Here is a 20,221-nt window from a genome sequence, read left to right on the forward strand (position 1 = left end):
TTATACCGCTACTTTTTGCTCTTTTCTTTTTCTTACAAGCTCCTGAACAGTTTTCTTTATCTCTTCCTTACTTGCCTGTGCTACCCATAAACTGATTATAACATCGATTTCTTCTTCCAGCCAGAGAGAGGCTTTCCCAATCTTAATCTGTGGAGGAAATAATCCTTCCTGAATCATACCGTAAATCGCTGCTTTCTTTAACCCAACTTTGTTTGTTACTTCATTCATCCTTAAGAGTCTCATTCTGGATAATTTACCTCCTTTCAAGTTTTAGTTTTCTATATATGTATTACTACTCATGAATCTATATAGACTCAAAAAATTAATCATAGAGATATGCTTCTGGTTTTCCAGAAAATTTTTTATCTTATCGAGTGGCAAATTCCCTGATGTACAACAATAATAAAGTCGTGTCCATAAAGATGGGATACGACTGCAGATATCCGGGAACTGCTGAGTGATTTTCCTTTACACGATCAACCGACAAATGCAACAGACCACCACTAAACCAGAAAGCCTTGCACAAAGACAACAGACTCATCGGAGCAATTGTCTGTTCACTTATGAGTCTTGATATTGATATAGTTACTGTTGAGGCTCATAAGTGGAAAAAACATAGAAAAAAATGTTAGACCTAGCTATAGCTGAAAAGATTACTAAGAAAAAAACTTAAACATGACGAAGCAGATGCAATACTGCTTGCTATAATAAATTCATAAAAAGGAGGATGCATTATGAAGTTTGTAACAGCTGTATCAAAATCAGGAAAAAGGTATATCCTAAGATGTGACTTTGACGAGAAAGACCCCAAGACTTATGTGGAATTCTGTCCTGAATGCGAAAGTAAAATTGAACTTAAAAAGATAAAAAAAGATACCATTCAGCGATACTGTCCAAACTGTCAGTGGTCTGATGTATTTGAATTTAAAAAACTTCCCAAAGAAGTACCTGCCAAATTAGATATTTCCCTCGAAGATGCTGTATGTAAAAACTGCGGGATGAAAGCCATACAATTAAGTCCAGAAGAATTCGCAAGCAGTGTCAGTATCGGACAGGATATGTCAACAGGGAAGTTTGGAGCTATATGGATTTGCCGATGCGGAACAGATAATTTTGCAGAAATGATTATTGAGCATTAAAAAAGTCGAGGATTATCTATCCATTTTTATTCCATATGCTTAATGTATTGTTTCAAGATCTATAACACACTCTACATTACACCTTGGACATCTTATCAGTAATCCTTTTTTACGAGTAATTATGTGTTCAACAATTTCTCCCCTCTGCTGTGTGATCTGAAATATGTAGTCACCTAAATTGGCATTACATGCATAACAATGCAAATTTTCTAGATTAACTATCCACTGATTTTTGTTCTTTACCTGAATTGACCAGTTGCATTTCTCACACTTATAAACCACAAATCGGTTGTTAAATACTTTTTTTAATGGTTTGCCACATTTTGGACATTTGTGGTTCAATATGCTTTCTTCTTCTTTCCGACTTACTAATAGATTTAAATCTCCTTCCTCCGTAACTATTAGTTCTTTTCCTGTCACTTACACCTCCTAAAAGTTTTTTATTTCTTTACTATACAAGGAATAAAAGCTCACAAGACAAAATATTTTTCTGGAAAAAATGTAGAAGTTATTGTGCCAACATCATAATCAAAAAGATCAGCATACATTTTCCTGAGCCATGTTCTGTGTCAATGAGGACTGTTTTTCCACCAATTCCTCTTGCAATTAATAAAGCTGAATAGGTTTTTCCTGATCCCTTCAGACCAGCTATTGCCAGTCTTAATTTTGCTCTTTTTCTTTGAGCTTTTCTAAACATATAAACACCTCCTAGTGTAATTTTTTTTAATCTCACCTTTATGTAGATCAGAAGATATAAAAATTAGAAAACTTTTATATTTTTCGATGCACTAGCTATTTGTTTAACAATAGCTGTTTCTACAAGACTAATTTCTAAAATCAAATCATCCCAATCAGAAGAATTTTTATCTTCCATTTTTGAACATATCTCATTAACATCGCAGTATTTTTCACATTTTCTTTTATTCCACGATTCTCTATTACTACAAACTGGAGCCCACTTTTCTGCTAAAGCTTTTTCAAGAGCACTTGATTTCAAATCAAAGTACTGTTTAACAACATCATCATCTATTAACGGAATAAGAATTAATGGAGAATTAGAGTTCATTCCTTTTTCTGTAGCTGATTTAAGATCAGATTCTCTGCTTACTACCTGAATTGCCAATCCTTTAATTGGAATTGATGGATGTTTTTCATTTAAAAGTATCTTGTACTTCATTAACTGAATTACTGTTTCAAAAAGTGCATCAGCTTGTTCAAGAGTATTACCTTTTATAATTTTTGAAACTTTCCATGCTCCCCATGTTTTATAATCAAAAAGAACTTGTAGTTCTGGATCATAAAAGTCATAAGTGCCAGAAAGTATGTCATTGACTAAAGTTTCTTCTGCAAATTTTGAGTCTGTTATCTTGTATAATTGACTATGAACACTACTACCAATGACAGCAGGAATTTTTCTATCAGGAGACACAAAGTATTCTTGTGTAATTTTTAACAGCATTTCTCTTGTTCCACTGATTAATTGTGTTTCTGATGGTGTGCCATCCCATTTTTTTTCTGCACTTATTCTAACCAGTAAAGGTCTTGCTTTACATCTTCCTGCCGGAAACTTTTCTTTGTGTTTACATTTAGAAAGACAATCTTTAAGTTTTGTTTTTGTTCCATCAGGACAAATAAAACCTGCAAGTGGCATTTAACCCTCCTAAGTTAAATTTTGAATAAAGGTAATATTTCAACACCATATGTTTTTTCTATAGATCTAGTAGTCTCTTGAATAATTTCTTCAAGAGAAGGGGATGAATTTCTAAGCTTTTCAAGTGCACTATCAATAATTCTTGTTTTAAATGCCTTAGCAAATAACAATATTCTCTGAGGAGGTAAATGTAGTGCTAAATCTCCTAATACTTCTACTGTATATTCCTGTGCAACTTTTTCTAAGAAAAGAGAATTTTTAAGATTTGTAAACCACTCAACATACAGGTCTGTATCACTCAAATAGCTTGTATTTCGGAGTTTAAGAAAAGTTTCTTCAAATTGTTTATAAATCTGCTCTGTATGAAAAGGCGACTGAGGGTTAGTGAGAACTTTTTCAATAACATGTTCAGGAATTGCTGGTGGCGGTTCTTTTGCTATTTCAGCTAAAAAAATTTCGTCAGGTAATAGCTCATCAAAAAATTCTTCTTTCATAATAGCCTCCTTAATTTTATTTTATGGTTTTTTAGTTATTTCATTTTGCTTTTTGCTATTTTGTCATAAAAGGCTCTTAATCCTGTATCAAAATAGTAGTTAACAAGTTCTTCAACAACTTCAGATGGTATGCCTGGTATGCGAGATAAAGCATCCCACATAATTTTTTCATTCGTAACAAAAACAGGAATACAAGCATTAAGAGCTATTGCCTTTGCAATATTAGCCTGCTCCCGATACAATTCTACCTTTTTAAGCAAATTCTGAACTTTTGCAGTTAATTTTGCAATTTTTTCTTCATAAATATTTACCAGTTGGGAATATTCTTGGTAAAGTTGATTAAAATCACTAAATTCAAGATTTGCAGGAAGGTTATGAAGTTTTCTAAACATTCTGACATTACGAATTTTTCGAATTTCATAAGAATTATTAATTTGTTCTAAAACACTAAAAATACCACGATAAAAATTCGTTTTTGGATAATTTAATTTAAGAATTGAAGTATCTTCACCAGAAAGTGTTCCACGCAACTTCACAATCGCTTCAAAAACTGTCTGTCTTTTAAACTTTAACCATTTTTGCTGTAACTTTTTAAAAATAGGAGAATTTCTATCATAATTCTCTCTGCTTTTTAATATCAAAAAATAAATCTGATAATGAATCCCCTCAGCTTTATACACTCCACGCTCTAAAATATTTCGTCTTAATCGACGAATAAAATATGGTTTTTTTCCTTTTTTTAATGGTATTACCCGCTTGATTTCTTCAATCATTACAACATCAACAAACGTTATATATACCAATACTAAGTGCAATAAATCCTTATTATACGGAATGTTGTTTTGCTGACAAATCGTGTTTAACAAAGAAGTTATTGATTGATAAGTTAAAAATTCATTCATAGATAATATCTTTCGATAAAGCTCACTTACTACATGAAAAAGATGTTCATAAGAACTAACATCAGGAATTACTTTTTCAGAACAACAAATTGAATCACTAACATTTTGAATAGCATCAGCACTATCCTGAATACTTACTTGCATATCTTTGTTAATACCTTCATTCATTAACTAGTCCTCCTTTCTTATAAAAATCTTCTAATAACCATTATTTGCTCATGTTATGTATTACATATGTCTTTTGTGCAAAACCTACAAGTCTGCACATAGGACATATGTCTTTTGTGCCAAACCTATAAGTTGGCACATACCTCATATGCGCTTTGTGCACAACTTACAACTCTGCACATGGCGCATATATTTGGAGAAGCAGGTATTTTAGCAGAAATTCATAAGAGGTAGATTAGAAGATTATTTCAAAAATCTATGTATCGGACAAGTTTGTATTTTTCTTCTTTTTCGTCGTAAAAGAGATCTACTTTTGTGTCTTCGTAGCTATCGATACTTTCAAAGGGACCAAAAACATAGTTTTCATTTCCATTTTTATTTCTTTTTAGTCAAATAAGTTGAAATAGAAAGGCTTTGGCTAGTTTCTAAATTTATATAAACTCCTGTAACTTAATATATATGCCTTCATAATCAGAAAGATACTTTATGAATATAAAAATGTAGATGGCTAAGAAATTTAGTTCGATCCTTTTTTAAATGACAGTGTTCGTTCGAAGAATGAAAAAACTTCATTCCTTTGAGTAAGAGTTATTCGTGCACCACGAATGCTTTCTACCGCCGCCAGCAAAGACTCACCTATCCTGTACTGCTTTACCGCATTCTGCTTCGGTAGCTGAGCAAACACTCTACCTGCATCTCTGTTACCATTAACAAATACCTGAACTAAATAACACTCAGCATCTGGTAGGTTTTTTGATACCACTCCAATAACTATACTATCAACACCATAACCTTCCATCAGCCAATCTTAACTCTGTTGTTATTCTCTGTATTACCAGCTTTTGAAAAAAAGATAGGGGTATTCGTCCGTAATGAAAAATAGCCAGTTATATATTTTTTTTTTACTGTATAGAACGCTTCTACTATATAGAACGTTCTTTATAGAATAGAACGCTTTATACCAGTAGTACGATAAAAAAAAAAAAAAAAAAAAAAAAAAAAAAAAAAAAAAAAAAAAAAAAATACGTACGATATGGAGAAAATCTATCTTTTACTATATAAGCGTACTTTATGGAATAAAGTTTTCTTTTTACTTCGTAAAAAGAAAATAGCAAACTTTTGTGAAAAATAGCTTTCGAAGAACAACTTTTCTTAGGTGTCAAACAAACCTTCTGGTAGAAGTAGAGAGAAACACTGTTGGTAATACTTCTAATAGACCAGTGAAAAAAACTTAAGGAGTGGTTATGGAGAGGAAAGAGTATTTAGATAAGCTGTTAAGGAGGATTAAAGGTAGAAATGAACCAACAGTTTTGTATGTAAAGCAGTATCCACGGGATGTTGTCATTGAAATGCATTTTCCCTCTTTGAAGAAAAGAAACTCTTCTAAAGACCGTGTTTCAGGAAGACCAAAGGGAAGTAACATTAGAAAGTTTTCTAAAAGATCAGTGCAGCGTTTGAATTTCTTTATGCGAAATACAGAAGAACTCTGGCAATACTGCTTTATTTTTTCTCTTGAGACTTCCCAAGAAAAACTTGAAAACTTTAAAAGTGGATTGAATTCCTTTTTGCACTTGTTAAGATTTAGAGAAATAAAATTTGTTTGGTTTATTGGCTACGATATACAAAACAAACAGTATGTTGTGGTTATGTTTCTTTCAAGACAAACTTCTGTGAGCCACCTGGATGAAGCATGGAACAGACTGGTAGGTGGAAATGTTATAGACCACTTTCCAATAGAAACAAATCCTTTCATAGTTTTCAAAAATTTGTTTGAAAAATACTCAGAAGTACTTATCAGCAAACCTCAAGAAATTCCACACCTCAACCACATTGGTAAATTCTGGGGTAGTTCAAGAGGAGTCCTTAACTATGAGCTAATCAACAAAATAGTGTTTAAAACATATCAGGAGGCAGTGGCAAAGCTTAAAGGCATTAAAACATGGCTTGAAAATCATATGAAAAGGTTGAAAATTGAATGGCAATACACAGGCTTTGGTATGATAGTCTTCGACGGAGCTAAACATATACTGCAGTACATAAAAAGCAAATTTGGACTACCTTCACCTTCTCCCCCATAAAAGCGTAAAAGGCTTAATTTTCCCTTTTTTAGGGGAAAGATGATGTTTCATATAGGTTTTCTCACAAAACGGCTAATTTTGGCTTTAAAACGCTTTTAAACAGCAAAAAAAAAGGGAGGGATGTAATATGAGTGACATGAAAGAGAAAAAGTTATTAACTGTTGATGAGGTGGCAAGGATGCTTTCTTTATCGAAACAGAGCATTTATCAGTTAGTTTTTTATCGAAAAATTCCTGTTATTCGTCTTTCAAAACGTGCACTCAGATTTGATCCAGAGGCAATTGAGAGGTGGCTTAAAGAAAAAACAGTTGATGTTGATTCTACGCAGGTAAGCTTGCAGATAACAAAAAGAGAAAAGCATATTGGTAAAGTAGCAAAAGGAGGTTGCTAATGAAAACAAAAATGCAAAAAGTGAGGTTTAACTGCCCTCTGCTGGCATTATATTCTATTGCTTTGATTCTTTTAGTGGTAGAAACAGTCTTTTACCTTTCTGGCAAAAGTTTATGTACTACAGAGGGCTGTAGAGTGGTAGAGAGCTTTGTAAAAGGAGGAGACCTGGTTCTTCTACTTACAGGAATTGCACTCTTCGGCTTGTTAATTATCTTTACCTTGAGGGAATTAAAAGGTAAGTCCACTTTTGCAACATTTGGACACTCCCTCACTCTTACTACAGCTCTTGCTATAGAGGGATATCTTGTAGGTTTCCAGATATTTGTTGTAAAAAACTTCTGCTATTTCTGTCTGGCTGTTTTTGCAATCTTGCTACTTGCTACAATTATCCGAATTCTAAAAAGAAAAAACGAAATGATTTTCGCTCTTACCAGCTTTGCTGGAGTTTTGTTCATGACTTATTTTGTAAGTCCTCAAATCAATCAGTTACTTCCTCTCTCTGATCAGGTGCTTATATACTCTAAGAACTGTCCCCACTGTGAGGAAGTGATTCAGTTTTGTGAAAAAAAAGCTATCTCAGTTGAAAAAATTGAAGCAGAAAATGTAAGTAGCATTTTGAAAGCATTAGACATAAACTCTGTGCCAGTCCTTTACTGTAATGAAAACGGAGAGAAAAAATTTTTGCTTGGAGCTGACAAAATAAAAGAATACCTGCTTTTTAAAACAATTTTACATTCTGTTCCATCAAAAGTATGCTCTATCTCCAAAAATGATTGTCAGGGGAAAAGTAAACTATGATGGTGATTGTTGCTTTGATAACAGCTATGTTACTGGCAATTATCGTTATCATCCTAAAAGATAGAAAAAATCATCTCACTCAAAATGTAATTGAAGTTCCACTTGAGGATCTGGCTCAGGCAATCTGGCTTCGATATAACAAAGATGGACCTACAATGCCAGAAAATGAAACTAAAGAATTCTCTTCTGTAATAGAAACAGATTTTTCCCCCGAAGATGTTACAGAAGAAAATTCAGAACTACAAGAACCTCAACCTGAACCTTCTTCAGGAGCTTCATCTGTTAGCAATGACATAATTAGTAACGAAACAAAAAGAATCATTGCCGAAATCATTGAACCTAATGTCGAGGAATTTAAAAACCAGAATGCTTACCAGCTGGTAATGAGCCTGCTTGAATTAATCGAAAAAGAAGGAAATTGCCCAAGTATTGTAAACGATAGAGAAATGGTCGACCTAAAAACAGTTAAACACGTGCTAAGCGATGTCACATTGAAAGAACATGTTTATAACGTAGCCTTCGAAATGATGAAAATTTTGGATGAAACATACGAAAACATACAGCCCCATATCCCACTTGCCCTGTTCCTGGCATTAGGACACGATATCGGTAAAATCCCTTCAGTTCATCAAGGTCAATACACAACTAAAGAACACCCAATCATTGCTGAAAGATATATCTCTAACCTTGCCAGCTCTATGCCGTCTCCAAAATGGCTACAAAAAGCACTGCATGTTATCAGATACCACCACTCACAGGAAGTCCCTCAGGATGTCGATAAACAATGGTGGAGTTTCCTTAAACACGCCGACCATAAAGCAAGAGCTCTCGAAATGATGAGCAAAGGAAACTACACAATTAAATCATTCGACAGCTACTTTGATTTGTCAACCTACCTTGGCAACCTCATAAAAATCGTAGACTCAGTCCAGACCGATTCACTGAAAGCCTTCATCTGGAACGATTACATCTTTGTTGATCCTCAGGTGGTATACGATGTTGCCAAAGATATGGTGATAAAAAATGGAATAGTAGATGAACTCTTCCTCTACGAAACAAATAAAGAACAGGCTCTTGAAAAAATAGTTGGAAAATTACGCACAGAAAACCTCGTCTCCCCTGATATCCCATTGAACAAATACTCAAAAACAGTTACCCTTACTACACAACTTACCGCATGGAAAGGAAAACCTATCAAAAGAATGTACCTTATCCTACTCCTGGATAAGGTGGTAGAATATCTAAAAATCGATAAAAGCGACCTTTTAAAAAAATCAGCAGGACGATTGGGAATTATCGAAGTAGTAATCCCTTCTTAAAAAATACTGCCAAAGTCAATTTTATACGGATTTTGAGATTCTTCTCCCTTTGTAAAACTTTCCAACTTGTCCTTCTTTATTGACGCTTGGCTTCTTATTTTTTCTTTCTGTAAAGTTTCTCCTTTCTCAGAATTTGATTCATCATGAATTAATGTCGAAAGAAAATTCTCTGGATTTTGTAAAAGAAGACGTACTCCAGCAACTATAACATGCTTCCTTAATTCTGCATCAATCTTTTCAAAAATGTTGATAATATCTGCATGCTTTTTAGAATCAAGAGTAATTACAAATTTTACTTTCATATCTCCCTCTCCTCTTGTTTGAATATGTAGGTGCTTATTGATGTATTATTTTTTATTGTTGGTTAAAATTGGTTAAAGTTGGTTAAATTTGGTTAAAACTGTGTAGTTAAGGTTTAAAGTTTTAACCAACTGGTTAAAATTGGAAAATGTTTTTAACCGATTTTAGCTAAAAATGTCGACTTGGTGTTTGCTGGAGAGTTAATTTTTAGTGTTGTTTGAGGTTGGTAGTAATACTTTTTATGAACAAAGTCATTTCTCTTTGCCCCATTATTCTTTTTAAGTGAAAATGGGTGTTTTTCAAACGGGATAAGTCTGTCTAAAAGAGGTTTCTCCAAACTTTTTCCTGGGATAATATAACCTTTGGTTATATTAACGAACAAAAAACAGTTCCTTTTTTTGATTTTTTGTTTTGACGAACAGAACGTGCCACTGGCAAGAGTTGTTTTATGTGATGGTTTAGTAAGGGATGCAAGTCTTAATGTGGTAGTTTCGTCCTGATGTAGACTAAAAGATTTGTTTTTTATGTTTTTGTCTTCTATTTGTGTCGAAGGCAAAAAAAAGAGATAAACGAAATTTACCCATATGTAGACTGAAGAATTTTGGTATTAAATAGAATCTTCTTAATAAGGGGGGGATTGCTATGGAGGTGATACCCCACTTTTTGTATAGAGGTAAGGTTCACCCAGTTTGATCTTGCATTCGGCACATCGCTTTCTATAATCTTTGAACATATCGGGGAAACGTTTTTTGAACTCAAGGGTAAGTCCCTTCCCCATAGTGCCTACGGTGTTAACTGGATTAACAAGGGTTTGACATTTTGATTTAAACAAGTTGCCTTTTAAAATTTTTATCATAATATCTCCTGATTGGTTAGTTACCCTTCCAATGGAAGGTCACTTGAAGTAGAATAAAAGATTTAAGTGTGTAGCAGATTTTGGTACTTTTTTTTTCTGGTGTAACTCACTCACATGTAGACTGAAAGATTTACTGGTTTACTGTTTTTTTATTTTTAGAACACTTCTGATTTCATATAATTTTTTAGGATTTCTGCTGCCCATTCAACGATCTGATATTCGCTTAGCAAGCATCTGCAGAGCTCTTTTGCCTGCTCGATTGTGAGATAATAATGGTTTAACTCTCGAAGAAATTCTTTAAGCTCTGGCAAACCAGAGCGTTCAGAGCGTTTCTTGAAATAAAGCTCATCCCATACCTCCCAAAAAGGACTTCTGGACATGTTTACCTCCTTTTTTGGTTTAGGAATAAACCCACCAAAGGTGGGAATTTCACCCATATGTAGACTAAAGGATTTTATTTGTTGGAGGGGTTTGTATAAGTGAATAACTCTAGCCACAGCTGGTTTTGGCACTTTTTACCCTGATGTAGACTGAAGATTTGTAGGTTGTTGGAGCAATCTCTGGTAGTGTTGTAGAGACTCACCCACACGTAGATTGAAAGATTTTATGATACTTTCTTAACAGCTAAAGGAACAACCTTGTTGGAGTGTGCAGTAGGTTCTGGCACTTCAATGTTAACTGTAGCATTTTTAGATTTAAGTTCGTTGAGGATCCCGATGACATCGGGATAGGAGTAAATCCTGTTGTCAAGGAGGATAATTTCACCCTTACAATCTGGAGATCTCATCATACGACCAAAACCCTGTTTGAGTGTAGTAACCATTTTGGAGACCGACTTGGTAAATTCAGTTTCTTTGTCCAGGTTGGGAAATGGGAGTTTGGTCATGATGATGCACTTTTCTCCGGGGACATCAATACCGGTCCACATAGCGTTACAACCAGCGATAGCTTGAACTTGACCGTTTTTGAGCATCTGAGCTAGCTGAAACGGAGAATGTTTAAGCTGAGTCTGGATTGTAGGGAATTTTTGTTCAATTAGTTTTAGCTGATCGAAAGAGGTAGAAAGAATGATCACCTTTGGATAATGTCTAAGTGCATACTGTATTTGATTGGACAGAACATTGAAGTAGTTATTTTGTTTGTAGTTAACATTTTTTACGGTAACTTTTATACGTTCCCAGTTTCTTTTGTCGGAGATTATGTATGAGTCCTGAATTTCCACCGGGAATACATCAGGTAAAGTAGCGGAGATAAAAATAATTTTACTTGGATTATCCAGTTGTAGGGGAATTTCGACGGGATATGTTCCGGGCTCTTTGATTTCCAGTTGTTGAATTAACTGAAACTTTTCCAGGTGGATGAGATATTCTTCCAAGGCTTTATTGTATTTTTGCTGTGAGTTAAAAGCACTGGGGTTAGGTTCAACAGGTTCTTCAAAGTCATCTTTAGTGAACTCAACTTCCTGTTTCAGAGCTTTTTCAAGATGTTGACAGTCATCGATAATAAGGCAACCATCAAAAGAGTTAGAGAAAGCATTAATTAGAAAGTGATTTATAATAATGACCTGAGCGTATTTAGCTTTTTCACGAAGAAGCGCATATTCGCATGAATGTTTATGTGGACATTGGTATTCAGGTCTGCAGTACTGAGAGGTAACCTTAACCTTTTCCAAGACCTGTTTAGAGATTTTCGGTATGTTAGAGAAAATAAGCTTTTGTTCTTGTGAAGGAAGAAGGGAGATTTTGTCTTTACAGATATAGTTTGCTTTTCCTCTGATAATTACATAAGATAAATCAGGGAAGAATTTTTGGATATCCTGAACAATCTGGTCCTGGAGAGATTTAGTGAACGAGGAGACAATAGCCCTACAACCTGTTTCCTTGATGTAGTACAGGTAAGCAACAGTTTTGCCTATACCTGCAGGGGCTTCAACAGCAACAATTCTGTCTGAATTTTGTAGGAACTCAATAATAGTGGATTGTTCTTTTTTAAGATGAAGAGATGAGGTAGAGACAAAAGAGAAATTTTCTGCATGTTTTTCTTGATTTTCTTGTTCTTTTTTGGATAATAAAAGTTTTTTATAAAAGATAACATTTTTACCTCCTTTCTTTTTATAATTTCATTCTTGTGTAGACTATAAGATTTTTAATGTGTTACGGATACAAATAAAAAAGCCCCGATACATCTCTATCAGGGCTTGTTGATTAGGAGAGTTACATTAGAAATGTTCTTCAATTTTTCTACAGATAGGAATGAATTCTACTCTGTTAGCTATAATATCAACGAATGTATTTTTTTCACCTTTCCTCTGAAAAAGCTCTCCTTGTATAGAGACGACCTTTCCAGTCTTTCTCTACTGAAAGAGTGTTTTTAAATACTGACCAAATATTTTAAAAGCATAAAACTCTATTCCTTTTGCATTTTGAGTACCAACTGCTAATTTTAAGAATTGCTTAGAGTTCTTTTTCTCTTAGTACTTTGGATTTACAACAACTCCTGTCATAGATACTTGTTTCATACTTTTTACCTCTTCTTATTTATTTGTCCTCTCAAAGAGGGGATTTCTTTTTCGGGAAGATAGAGTTTTTTAGCTTCTCTATCTTTTTACCTTTTTCCAATATACCACCTTAATGAAGGTCATCTATAAGAAAGAGCTTTGAGCTAAATCATACAAAACTCAATATCCTCTTTGAGTTTACTCAAAAATTTCAAAAATATCAGGTTATGATATAATTTTGCTAAGAGGAGTTCTGAAAGTACAGTATAAGGTTTTTGATTTGCAGAAGGGCTATATTGATAATACAATTCCAAAAATTTTTCAATTTTTGGTTGCTGATTTTATCTAAGTGAATTTTTACATTTTCTAAAGCCTAGATCCACGAGGATTCATAATGCTGTTCAATTAATCTTAGTTTTCTCTTTCCTATTTTTCCTTTTGGAATATTGATTATTCTCTGGAAAGCAACTGTATCTTTATTATTGATAAGAAAACGCAAATACATAAGAAGATTTTTAATTTCAGAACGAGAAAAAAATTCTATCCCATGTAGCACCCGGTAAGGAATTCCATACCGAGCCAAAGCTTTCTCAATCGAAAAAGAAAGAAAAGACACCCGAATGAGTATTGCTATGTCCTGATACTTAATACCTTTTGCAGTGAGTTCAAGAATTTTCTTAGCTATAAACTCTTCCTCTCTTTCACAAACATTAATTGCCACCTCTCCATCGTCCTTATTCTCCGTATATAATGTCACAAGCAACTCTTTAAAAAATCCATTCATTGAAGAAGAAATCCTGTTTGCTATATTTAAAATCGATGGAGTAGAACGATAGTTCTGTCCAAGTTTGACGATTTTAGGATTAAAATCCTGAACAAATTTTTTAACATTTCCTACACAGGCTCCTCTAAAACCGTAAATCGACTGCTGAGGATCACCTACAACTGTGATGTTTTTGTGTCTGGTTGTAAGAAGTTGAAGAAGTTGATACTGTATCTCATTTGTATCCTGATACTCATCAACAAGAATATAATCAAAAGCAGAATTCCATTTATCTCTTATCTTGGGATACTTAAGAAGAATTCTTACCGTATGATAAAGAAGATCATCATAATCCATTGCATTAGAACGCACAAGCTGTTTTTGATACTCTTTGTAAATTGAAATAAGCTCAGCCGTTTTTAAATAAGATGAGAGATCTGAACCATTGATATACCTTTGCTTTGCCTTTGAAATTGATGCTGCCACGGTCTCAGGGGCTAATCTGGAGTATTCAAATTGTTCTATAATGTTTTCAATTATTGTAATGGAGTCATGTTCATCATAAATTACAAAATCTTTAGTGTATCTGGATGAAACAGTGGGAAGTTCTTCCTTAAGAAATTTAAGACAAAAACTATGAAATGTAAGTATATATGGAGGTCTAACGCCAAGTGTATCCTGCACACGCTTTTTCATTTCTTCAGCAGCTTTTCTGGTAAAGGTTATTGCCAGGATTCTCTCAGGGGCAATACCTTGCTCTATTAAATAAAGCACTTTGGCAGTAATTACTCTGGTTTTGCCACTTCCAGCTCCTGCTACAACAAGTACAGGAGAATTAATGTGAGTTACTGCTTGATACTGCTCGGAGTTAAGGTTTATGGTTTGTAAGGCTGTAATTGTAAAAAAACTACTTCTTTCTTGCAATAACTCCCTCCTTTTTTAAATTTGTAACTACTTTATTTTTAATTACTTTTTGCATTCTTTCTAAATGGTATTTTTTTAATGGTTTCTGTTCACAAAGTTCATAAATAGTAGACAAAAGAGACAGTAGTAGAAAGTAATAATTCAAACTGGATTAATTTGCTATAATATAAATACAGAAAATACTACAAGGAGGAAGTAACAAAAAATGTTTAAATGGTTGCAGAGAATTTTTGAAAAATCAGAAACAGTAAAAAACAAAGAAAGCAATAATGTATCTGGCGACGAATATGATGATGTATTGGATGATACTTACGATGATGCAATTTGTTATTATTACATAATGCCAGGCATATTTGATATGCCAGGTGATCCAGAGAGAGATCTTGAATAATTTTTTTATTTGCAAAAAGTTAATTTTTTATTTTGATTTTCTAGGTGGAATTTGTTGCTCTTCTATTTTTTCTCTTTGATTAAAGATATTACTTTTTGCTTTTTCTTCTTCTGGAGTTTGATACATTATTGCTTGTAATTCAGCTTGCAGTTGTTGAGGATTAGTTAACGCAAGATTAGTTACATATTTTAACGCCAGTCCATAACGATCAGATGGATCTGATATAAAATAAAAGTTTCTGTCTCCTATACGTTCTACCAACATTGGCAAAAGATTTGTAGTAATTTGTGTTGTACTGCTTTTAATACTGCTTATAGTTTCAGAATATATTTGACTTATACCTTTTCTATACTCCTGTGCTATTTCATGCAGACGTTGTACAACCTTTGCAGTTTCATGGCTTGTGGTATCAATTCGTTTGTCACTATCTCCAGTTCTGCTGGCAATCTGTGTATTATTGGATGTTCCTCTATCTTCATAGTTATCTTCACTTTTTATATCACGGTGTATGTCTCTTATTGAACCAGTAAGTTTAGCTAGTAAACCTGCAATCATTTGACCAACTTTACCTTTTCCGATTAGCCTAGATATTCCTGATAAATCTGCCGTTCCACCGATTTCTTTAACTATTGCTTCTGCTTCACTCCTGTTTATTTGCATTCCTGCTTTTCCAAAAAAATCTATTATTTGTGCTACTGTTTTTTCATCAAGTAATTTCATTTTTTCTCTGGCTGTTCGCACAGTATCAGTAGTTATAGAACCCCTTGTAAATCGCTCTAAAAACGTTTTTTGTTGAGAAAAACTCATTTGATTTAATGCTTGCAGTGCATTACTTATCTGTTCTGCCATAGCTTTTTCTATTCCCAGAATATTAGTTTGAACACTAACAAGCCGACCAGTTGGATCGATAGTTAAAGTCCCTTCAGGACCTACTGCTGTAATACCACCCAATCCTTCAGAAGAAGTTGCCGCTTGTGCTACATACCCTGAAGAGCCAACACGCTGACCGGTAGTATAAAATTTACCATCTGGTCCCAGATAAAAATCATGCCGTGTTCCTCGAGAGTCAACATATGATCCATGTTGCTGAAGAAGCATGGTAGCTCTTTGTAACGACTCTCCCATAAAACTAGCAATATTTCTCATAGCACGAACAAATCCTTCTTGGTAAACTCCATGCGTGGTTGTGTATGCTGTCTGTGTGGTGGATACTAATGCATTTCGAGAAAATCCACCTGCTGTTATGTTTCCCATACCACCTACCTGTGCACCAACTGATTGTGCTACACCTGCTCCAGACGTAGTTCCACCTGTAACCATACTTAAAGCATGTGTTACAGCATACTCTCCACCTTTTAAAATTGCCCATGCAAGAGCTGGTACTGTCCATGAGGCTGCACCAATATAACCTAAAATTCTATAACCTTCAGTGCGAATTTTATCAACAGTAAGCAGAGTAATCCCTGAAGCATTTATACCACTTTTTTCAATAAAAGAAACAAACATAGAATCAGCTAGGGAGTTAAGAATAACAAATAAAGGTATCCATAAAGCAAGCCACAGATTAATTTTGATAAAAGCACTGATGGCTACTATTCGGCACTTGTCAAGAATATTGTGTCTCATTGTAAAACCTCATATTAAAGAGCTGTAAAAGTTCATATGCTTTCGATTTGATTAGGTGAAGGGATTCGAAATAAACTGGCTAGCTATCTATTTTTTATAGAATTTCGCAATTTATTTAACTCACTGATACCGTTATAAATACCGTTTTAAAAAGTGAGACATATATATCTTTAAAATTTTATTGTTCACGAGTCCGAAAAACATTGAAAGATAATTAAGTCTAATAAATTATTATAGTTTGCTTACAATATGCGTTCAATTTTATTGAAAAGTTTCATTATGCTTTTCTCATATATTCTGAAGGCTGTTCCTCTATTTCTTACTGACTGCTTGTTATCTTTTAGATGCATACGTAAATCTATTGCAATTTCAGAATCTTTAAAAGCTGCAATAAAGTTGTTAATATTGGGTTCTGATAATATATATATCTCATTATAGTGAAAATACTCGGTTTTATATTCATCAAATTTCCTGTCAGCTAGAACATATAAAACTTTGTCTAACTTAGTAGAAAATTTTCCAACAATTACGTATAAATTCCATATTGCTAGAATTTCATTTTGTTTTTTATCGTAAAGAATCAAGGATTGATTTCCTTCATCTATGCTAAGCTTAAAAGTTGGATCTGAAGAGCTGAAAGTTAACGTTTTCTTTAAAGCTTTTCTTCCTTTTTCATCTTCGTATCCATATTGTTCAATTAAATCTTTTTGTTTTATCTGCCATATACCTTTATTAAAAGTAAATAATGTCAACAATGAATTTGAATCTTTGCGTGTGGCTTTTATTTCTAGTCTGCCGCCTATATCTGGAACGGGAATATTATTTTCTTGAATTCCAAGCAGTTTTTCGAATGTGTATCCTACTCCAGTTGATCCTTTTCTGAAGCTTTTAACAAATCCTTGTTCTTTAATTTGTTTTAATTTATTTATTAAATCCTTTTTCCTCAAATATAACCACCTTTCTTCATAACCACAATAAATTCTTCGTTCATTGTCTCTTGTGTTTGACCTGGTTTATTAGAAGGAGAATTAAAAATAGGCATTCTTTTATTAGAAATTTTTCGCACAAAAGTAAAAAGATGTTTACAATTTAAACTTTCGAAAAATTCTTTTATCGCAATATCTGTTTGGATTTGGATTCCTTTTATCGTTCTATTTCCTACTATAAAAATGATAGTTCCATTTTCTCTTACCACTTCTACAATGTTTTTACAAGCAAGAAACAAGTCGTCAAAGTAAGAAAAAACATCGCTTGCTCTTTTTTCATCTATATGGCAGAGTGTTTTTGCAAGTTCATAAACGTAATCACTTACTTTTTGAGCAATATTAGTTTTTAAGTTATTGCCACCTAGACTTAACCTATCAATATTTATTTTTCCTATATCTCCATAGGGATTTAAACCTTGCAGCCACTCCAGACTAAAACTTGAAAATTCTCCATAAGCAACTGTTGTTCTTGAGTCTCCGTAAGGAGGAGAAGTTATAACTAAGTCTGCAAAAAAATCAAGAGGAGTTCTTACATCAATAAGCAGAAGTTTCTTATCTAAAAGGGGAAGATATTCATCAGTAAGGGCTTTTCCATATTCATAAAAGAGTTTCTCAAATTCTTCCCATACATTTGGGTTATAGGTTATAAGTTTTGAAGAATTAATACGATAGCGTTTAAATTCTCCTTTTCGGTTATTTGAAACTTTTCTTACAGTTTGAGAAAAAACAACAAGAAGAAATTTGTAGATATCTGAGTTGGTAAAGTGTTTAATTGCATTTTTTAATTTGCCAAGCGCTGTGATCACATTTTCTTTAAACCAGTACTCTATGTTTTTTACCTGTGGAATATCTGGTTCAACTTTATTAAATATTTGTTTGATTTTATGCAAAATATCATCCAAGTTTTGATTGGCAATGTTTTGGGTTCTTACATCGGAGATAAGTAGGGCAAGTGGGTTTATATCTGTACCTATTACATTTTTCCCTTGTTTTAACCCTTCAACAAGACAAACTCCACTGCCGCAGAAAGGGTCGTATAAAATTTTTGCTTTCTCTCCAAATTCTTTAATCAGATATTCCACAACTTTGTAGTGAAGCATTGCGGGGTAATCGTGGATTTTATGTCTTCCTTCTTTTGCTCGAACTGTGGGAAAATCTAAATCAGATCTTCTGATACGAAATGCTATATTTGAGTTTACATATGTAAACATTTTTTTAGTATAACTATTTCTTTATTATAAAAACAAGACAGCGAATTGCCTCTGTGGTTACTATATCAAAATGTCACATGTTATTACTAAAACAAAATGTCACATATGTTAATCTCCTATTTTTGATACTTTGTATCAAAAGTAGGAGGTTTTTATTGAAGTACAATACATTGTTACGGAGGAAGAGTTGAAAAGGGCAGAGGTAATTACTCAAGTAGTAAATGGATGTATGAGCCTGAGACAAGCTCAGGAAATACTCCGATTAAGCTACAGGCAACTTTTAAGGATCAAAAAGAGGTTTATTCAAGAAGGCTTTGAAGGACTTCTAAGAAAAAAACCTCCCGTACCACAAGCACTAAAGATTACTCAATCTCTTCATGAACAAATCATTAACTTAAGAAAGTCTCTTTACTGGGATTTTAACATACTGCATTTTAAAGACAAACTTAAAGAATGTCATGGAATAAACTTAAGTTATGAGAGCATAAGGAGAGTTCTTCTAAAAGAAGGCTTACACGAAGCAAAGAGAAAAAGAAGAGTTTATCGAAGAAGAAGGAGAATGCCGAAGGCTGGAATGCTTGTACAGATGGATTCATCAGAGCACAGATGGATTGAGGAGATTGAAAAGCCCTGGTGGCTTGTAGCCATGATAGATGATGCAGATGGGTTTGTTTATGCTGAGTTTCATCCCTCTGAGACAGTATGGGCAAATCTGCAAGTAATAAGGACATATATAGAGCAAAGAGGGCTTTTTATGGCTTTATACACTGATAAAGCCTCTCATTTTAGGACCACAAGGCATGGAGGGCTTCACAATGAAGTAGAGGTTGAACAAAAAGAGACACAGATTGAAAGGGCATTAAATGAACTTGGGATAAAACTCATCAATGCAAATACCCCTCAGGCAAAAGGAAGAATAGAACGTAAGTTTAGATTCTTTCAGGACAGGCTTATCAAGGAGATGAGATTAAGGGGTATAAAGAATTATGATGAGGCAAACAGATTTCTTAAGGAAGAATTTCTTCCATGGTGTAATACCAGATATACCCTATGTGTAGAAAGTATCTATATGCCTGCTCCTTCTACAGCAAAGCTTGATCTTGTGTTTTGTATAAAACATCCAAGGAAGGTAAACAAAGACAACACCGTAAGATACAATGGAGGGATTTATCAGATACTTCCTTTAAATGGGAGGAGCCTTGCTGGTAAATGGGTAGAGATCTGTGAATTAAGGGATGGCAGAATAGAGATACTCTTAGAAGGCACAAGTATTGGGTATGTTGAAATAACAGGGGCAAAAGAAAAAGACAGGCACAAAAAAGAAGAGGAGATTTTAAATCTGAGGGTTAATACAGAGGAGCAGAGAGAAAGGAAGAAATACATACCACCAGCTAATCATCCATGGAGGAAAGATTGGAGAAAGAATGTGACATTTTCCTGTAGTAATAAAATGTGACTTGACTGTAGTAATAACAGTCCGATATGAAACAAAAGTAAAATTATTCCAAGTTCAGCAAGAAGTTTTATTACATCGCTAAGAGGAATAATACCTAAAACACTTTGACCAAGAATTATTCCAACAAATATCTCACCCAAAACAGACGGCATGCCAACTTTTGCAAAAATATCCCCAGTAAGTCTCGCAAAAAATAGCAGGATTGCAAGATAAAGGAAAATAAGATGCAAATCCATTTTGAAATTATAACATTTTAGATGTTATAATATTTT

Annotated in this window: 24 protein-coding genes; 7 read left to right on the forward strand and 17 right to left on the reverse strand. The window is 33.8% G+C overall.

Annotated elements, in window-relative coordinates; genetic code table 11:
- Positions 1 to 243, reverse strand: coding sequence for a helix-turn-helix transcriptional regulator (locus ACYQ3P_RS02890; protein ID WP_460176451.1), 243 nt, complete (start codon positions 241 to 243; stop codon positions 1 to 3).
- A gap of 491 nt (positions 244 to 734) precedes the next feature.
- Here ACYQ3P_RS02890 and ACYQ3P_RS02895 point away from each other — a divergent pair, with 491 nt between their 5' ends.
- The gene (locus ACYQ3P_RS02895; RefSeq protein WP_460176452.1) at positions 735 to 1,139 is read left to right on the forward strand and encodes a hypothetical protein; all 405 of its coding nucleotides are present in this window, start codon (positions 735 to 737) and stop codon (positions 1,137 to 1,139) included.
- Positions 1,140 to 1,178: 39 nt separating this feature from the next.
- On the opposite strand, the gene ACYQ3P_RS02900 is transcribed toward ACYQ3P_RS02895, so the two are convergent.
- From ACYQ3P_RS02900 to ACYQ3P_RS02925, 6 genes are all read right to left on the reverse strand, one after another.
- Positions 1,179 to 1,559: a hypothetical protein gene (locus tag ACYQ3P_RS02900; protein WP_460176453.1), complete on the reverse strand. Its 381-nt coding sequence runs from the start codon at positions 1,557 to 1,559 to the stop codon at positions 1,179 to 1,181.
- Between the two features lie 88 nt (positions 1,560 to 1,647).
- Complete coding sequence (locus ACYQ3P_RS02905) at positions 1,648 to 1,836, reverse strand: hypothetical protein (protein ID WP_460176454.1); 189 nt, start codon at positions 1,834 to 1,836, stop codon at positions 1,648 to 1,650.
- A gap of 63 nt (positions 1,837 to 1,899) precedes the next feature.
- Positions 1,900 to 2,790 (reverse strand): hypothetical protein, encoded by an 891-nt coding sequence (locus ACYQ3P_RS02910; RefSeq protein ID WP_460176455.1) that lies wholly within the window; start codon positions 2,788 to 2,790, stop codon positions 1,900 to 1,902.
- 14 nt (positions 2,791 to 2,804) lie between these two features.
- Positions 2,805 to 3,284 carry a hypothetical protein gene (locus ACYQ3P_RS02915; protein WP_460176456.1) on the reverse strand — a complete coding sequence of 160 codons (480 nt, stop codon included), beginning with the start codon at positions 3,282 to 3,284 and terminating at the stop codon, positions 2,805 to 2,807.
- Positions 3,285 to 3,319: 35 nt separating this feature from the next.
- Complete coding sequence (locus tag ACYQ3P_RS02920) at positions 3,320 to 4,354, reverse strand: hypothetical protein (RefSeq protein WP_460176457.1); 1,035 nt, start codon at positions 4,352 to 4,354, stop codon at positions 3,320 to 3,322.
- Between the two features lie 517 nt (positions 4,355 to 4,871).
- Positions 4,872 to 5,153, reverse strand: a complete 282-nt coding sequence (locus ACYQ3P_RS02925; protein WP_460176458.1) for a hypothetical protein — start codon at positions 5,151 to 5,153, stop codon at positions 4,872 to 4,874.
- Between the two features lie 445 nt (positions 5,154 to 5,598).
- On the opposite strand from ACYQ3P_RS02925, the gene ACYQ3P_RS02930 reads away from it, so the two are divergent.
- The 4 genes from ACYQ3P_RS02930 (at position 5,599) to ACYQ3P_RS02945 (ending at position 8,939) form a co-directional block, all read left to right on the forward strand.
- Positions 5,599 to 6,432, forward strand: coding sequence for a hypothetical protein (locus tag ACYQ3P_RS02930; protein WP_460176459.1), 834 nt, complete (start codon positions 5,599 to 5,601; stop codon positions 6,430 to 6,432).
- A 127-nt stretch (positions 6,433 to 6,559) separates the two neighbouring features.
- Positions 6,560 to 6,823: a helix-turn-helix transcriptional regulator gene (locus ACYQ3P_RS02935; RefSeq protein WP_460176460.1), complete on the forward strand. Its 264-nt coding sequence runs from the start codon at positions 6,560 to 6,562 to the stop codon at positions 6,821 to 6,823.
- Positions 6,823 to 7,620: a hypothetical protein gene (locus ACYQ3P_RS02940; protein ID WP_460176461.1), complete on the forward strand. Its 798-nt coding sequence runs from the start codon at positions 6,823 to 6,825 to the stop codon at positions 7,618 to 7,620. Before ACYQ3P_RS02935 ends, ACYQ3P_RS02940 begins: the two co-directional genes overlap by 1 nt.
- Entirely contained in the window at positions 7,617 to 8,939 is a 1,323-nt protein-coding gene (locus ACYQ3P_RS02945) for an HD domain-containing protein (protein WP_460176462.1), read from the forward strand. Before ACYQ3P_RS02940 ends, ACYQ3P_RS02945 begins: the two co-directional genes overlap by 4 nt.
- Here the strand turns inward: ACYQ3P_RS02945 and ACYQ3P_RS02950 are convergent.
- From ACYQ3P_RS02950 to ACYQ3P_RS02975, 6 genes are all read right to left on the reverse strand, one after another.
- Positions 8,936 to 9,241 (reverse strand): hypothetical protein, encoded by a 306-nt coding sequence (locus ACYQ3P_RS02950; protein WP_460176463.1) that lies wholly within the window; start codon positions 9,239 to 9,241, stop codon positions 8,936 to 8,938. The genes ACYQ3P_RS02945 and ACYQ3P_RS02950 overlap by 4 nt on opposite strands.
- A gap of 152 nt (positions 9,242 to 9,393) precedes the next feature.
- The gene (locus ACYQ3P_RS02955; protein ID WP_460176464.1) at positions 9,394 to 9,621 is read right to left on the reverse strand and encodes a hypothetical protein; all 228 of its coding nucleotides are present in this window, start codon (positions 9,619 to 9,621) and stop codon (positions 9,394 to 9,396) included.
- Positions 9,622 to 9,879: 258 nt separating this feature from the next.
- A complete protein-coding gene (locus tag ACYQ3P_RS02960) occupies positions 9,880 to 10,095 on the reverse strand; it encodes a macro domain-containing protein (protein ID WP_460176465.1) in 216 nt (71 codons plus the stop codon).
- Positions 10,096 to 10,250: 155 nt separating this feature from the next.
- Complete coding sequence (locus ACYQ3P_RS02965) at positions 10,251 to 10,607, reverse strand: hypothetical protein (protein ID WP_460176466.1); 357 nt, start codon at positions 10,605 to 10,607, stop codon at positions 10,251 to 10,253.
- Positions 10,608 to 10,699: 92 nt separating this feature from the next.
- Positions 10,700 to 12,184, reverse strand: a complete 1,485-nt coding sequence (locus ACYQ3P_RS02970; RefSeq protein ID WP_460178037.1) for a helicase C-terminal domain-containing protein — start codon at positions 12,182 to 12,184, stop codon at positions 10,700 to 10,702.
- Positions 12,185 to 12,965: 781 nt separating this feature from the next.
- Positions 12,966 to 14,279: an ATP-dependent helicase gene (locus ACYQ3P_RS02975; protein ID WP_460176467.1), complete on the reverse strand. Its 1,314-nt coding sequence runs from the start codon at positions 14,277 to 14,279 to the stop codon at positions 12,966 to 12,968.
- Positions 14,280 to 14,484: 205 nt separating this feature from the next.
- Here ACYQ3P_RS02975 and ACYQ3P_RS02980 point away from each other — a divergent pair, with 205 nt between their 5' ends.
- Positions 14,485 to 14,670, forward strand: a complete 186-nt coding sequence (locus ACYQ3P_RS02980) for a hypothetical protein (protein ID WP_460176468.1) — start codon at positions 14,485 to 14,487, stop codon at positions 14,668 to 14,670.
- Positions 14,671 to 14,697: 27 nt separating this feature from the next.
- Here ACYQ3P_RS02980 and ACYQ3P_RS02985 read toward each other — a convergent pair whose 3' ends face one another.
- From ACYQ3P_RS02985 to ACYQ3P_RS02995, 3 genes are all read right to left on the reverse strand, one after another.
- Positions 14,698 to 16,296 carry a conjugal transfer protein TraG N-terminal domain-containing protein gene (locus tag ACYQ3P_RS02985; protein ID WP_460176469.1) on the reverse strand — a complete coding sequence of 533 codons (1,599 nt, stop codon included), beginning with the start codon at positions 16,294 to 16,296 and terminating at the stop codon, positions 14,698 to 14,700.
- A 242-nt stretch (positions 16,297 to 16,538) separates the two neighbouring features.
- Positions 16,539 to 17,243, reverse strand: a complete 705-nt coding sequence (locus ACYQ3P_RS02990; RefSeq protein WP_460176470.1) for an MvaI/BcnI family restriction endonuclease — start codon at positions 17,241 to 17,243, stop codon at positions 16,539 to 16,541.
- Complete coding sequence (locus tag ACYQ3P_RS02995) at positions 17,240 to 18,493, reverse strand: DNA methyltransferase (RefSeq protein ID WP_460176471.1); 1,254 nt, start codon at positions 18,491 to 18,493, stop codon at positions 17,240 to 17,242. Before ACYQ3P_RS02995 ends, ACYQ3P_RS02990 begins: the two co-directional genes overlap by 4 nt.
- 187 nt (positions 18,494 to 18,680) lie before the next feature.
- On the opposite strand from ACYQ3P_RS02995, the gene ACYQ3P_RS03000 reads away from it, so the two are divergent.
- Positions 18,681 to 19,949 (forward strand): ISNCY family transposase, encoded by a 1,269-nt coding sequence (locus ACYQ3P_RS03000; protein WP_460176472.1) that lies wholly within the window; start codon positions 18,681 to 18,683, stop codon positions 19,947 to 19,949.
- Here ACYQ3P_RS03000 and ACYQ3P_RS03005 read toward each other — a convergent pair.
- Positions 19,889 to 20,185, reverse strand: coding sequence for a cation:proton antiporter domain-containing protein (locus tag ACYQ3P_RS03005; protein ID WP_460176473.1), 297 nt, complete (start codon positions 20,183 to 20,185; stop codon positions 19,889 to 19,891). The two genes, ACYQ3P_RS03000 and ACYQ3P_RS03005, sit on opposite strands and share 61 nt — an antisense overlap.
- Positions 20,186 to 20,221: the final 36 nt, after the last annotated feature.

This window comes from Thermodesulfovibrio hydrogeniphilus, assembly GCF_054657355.1.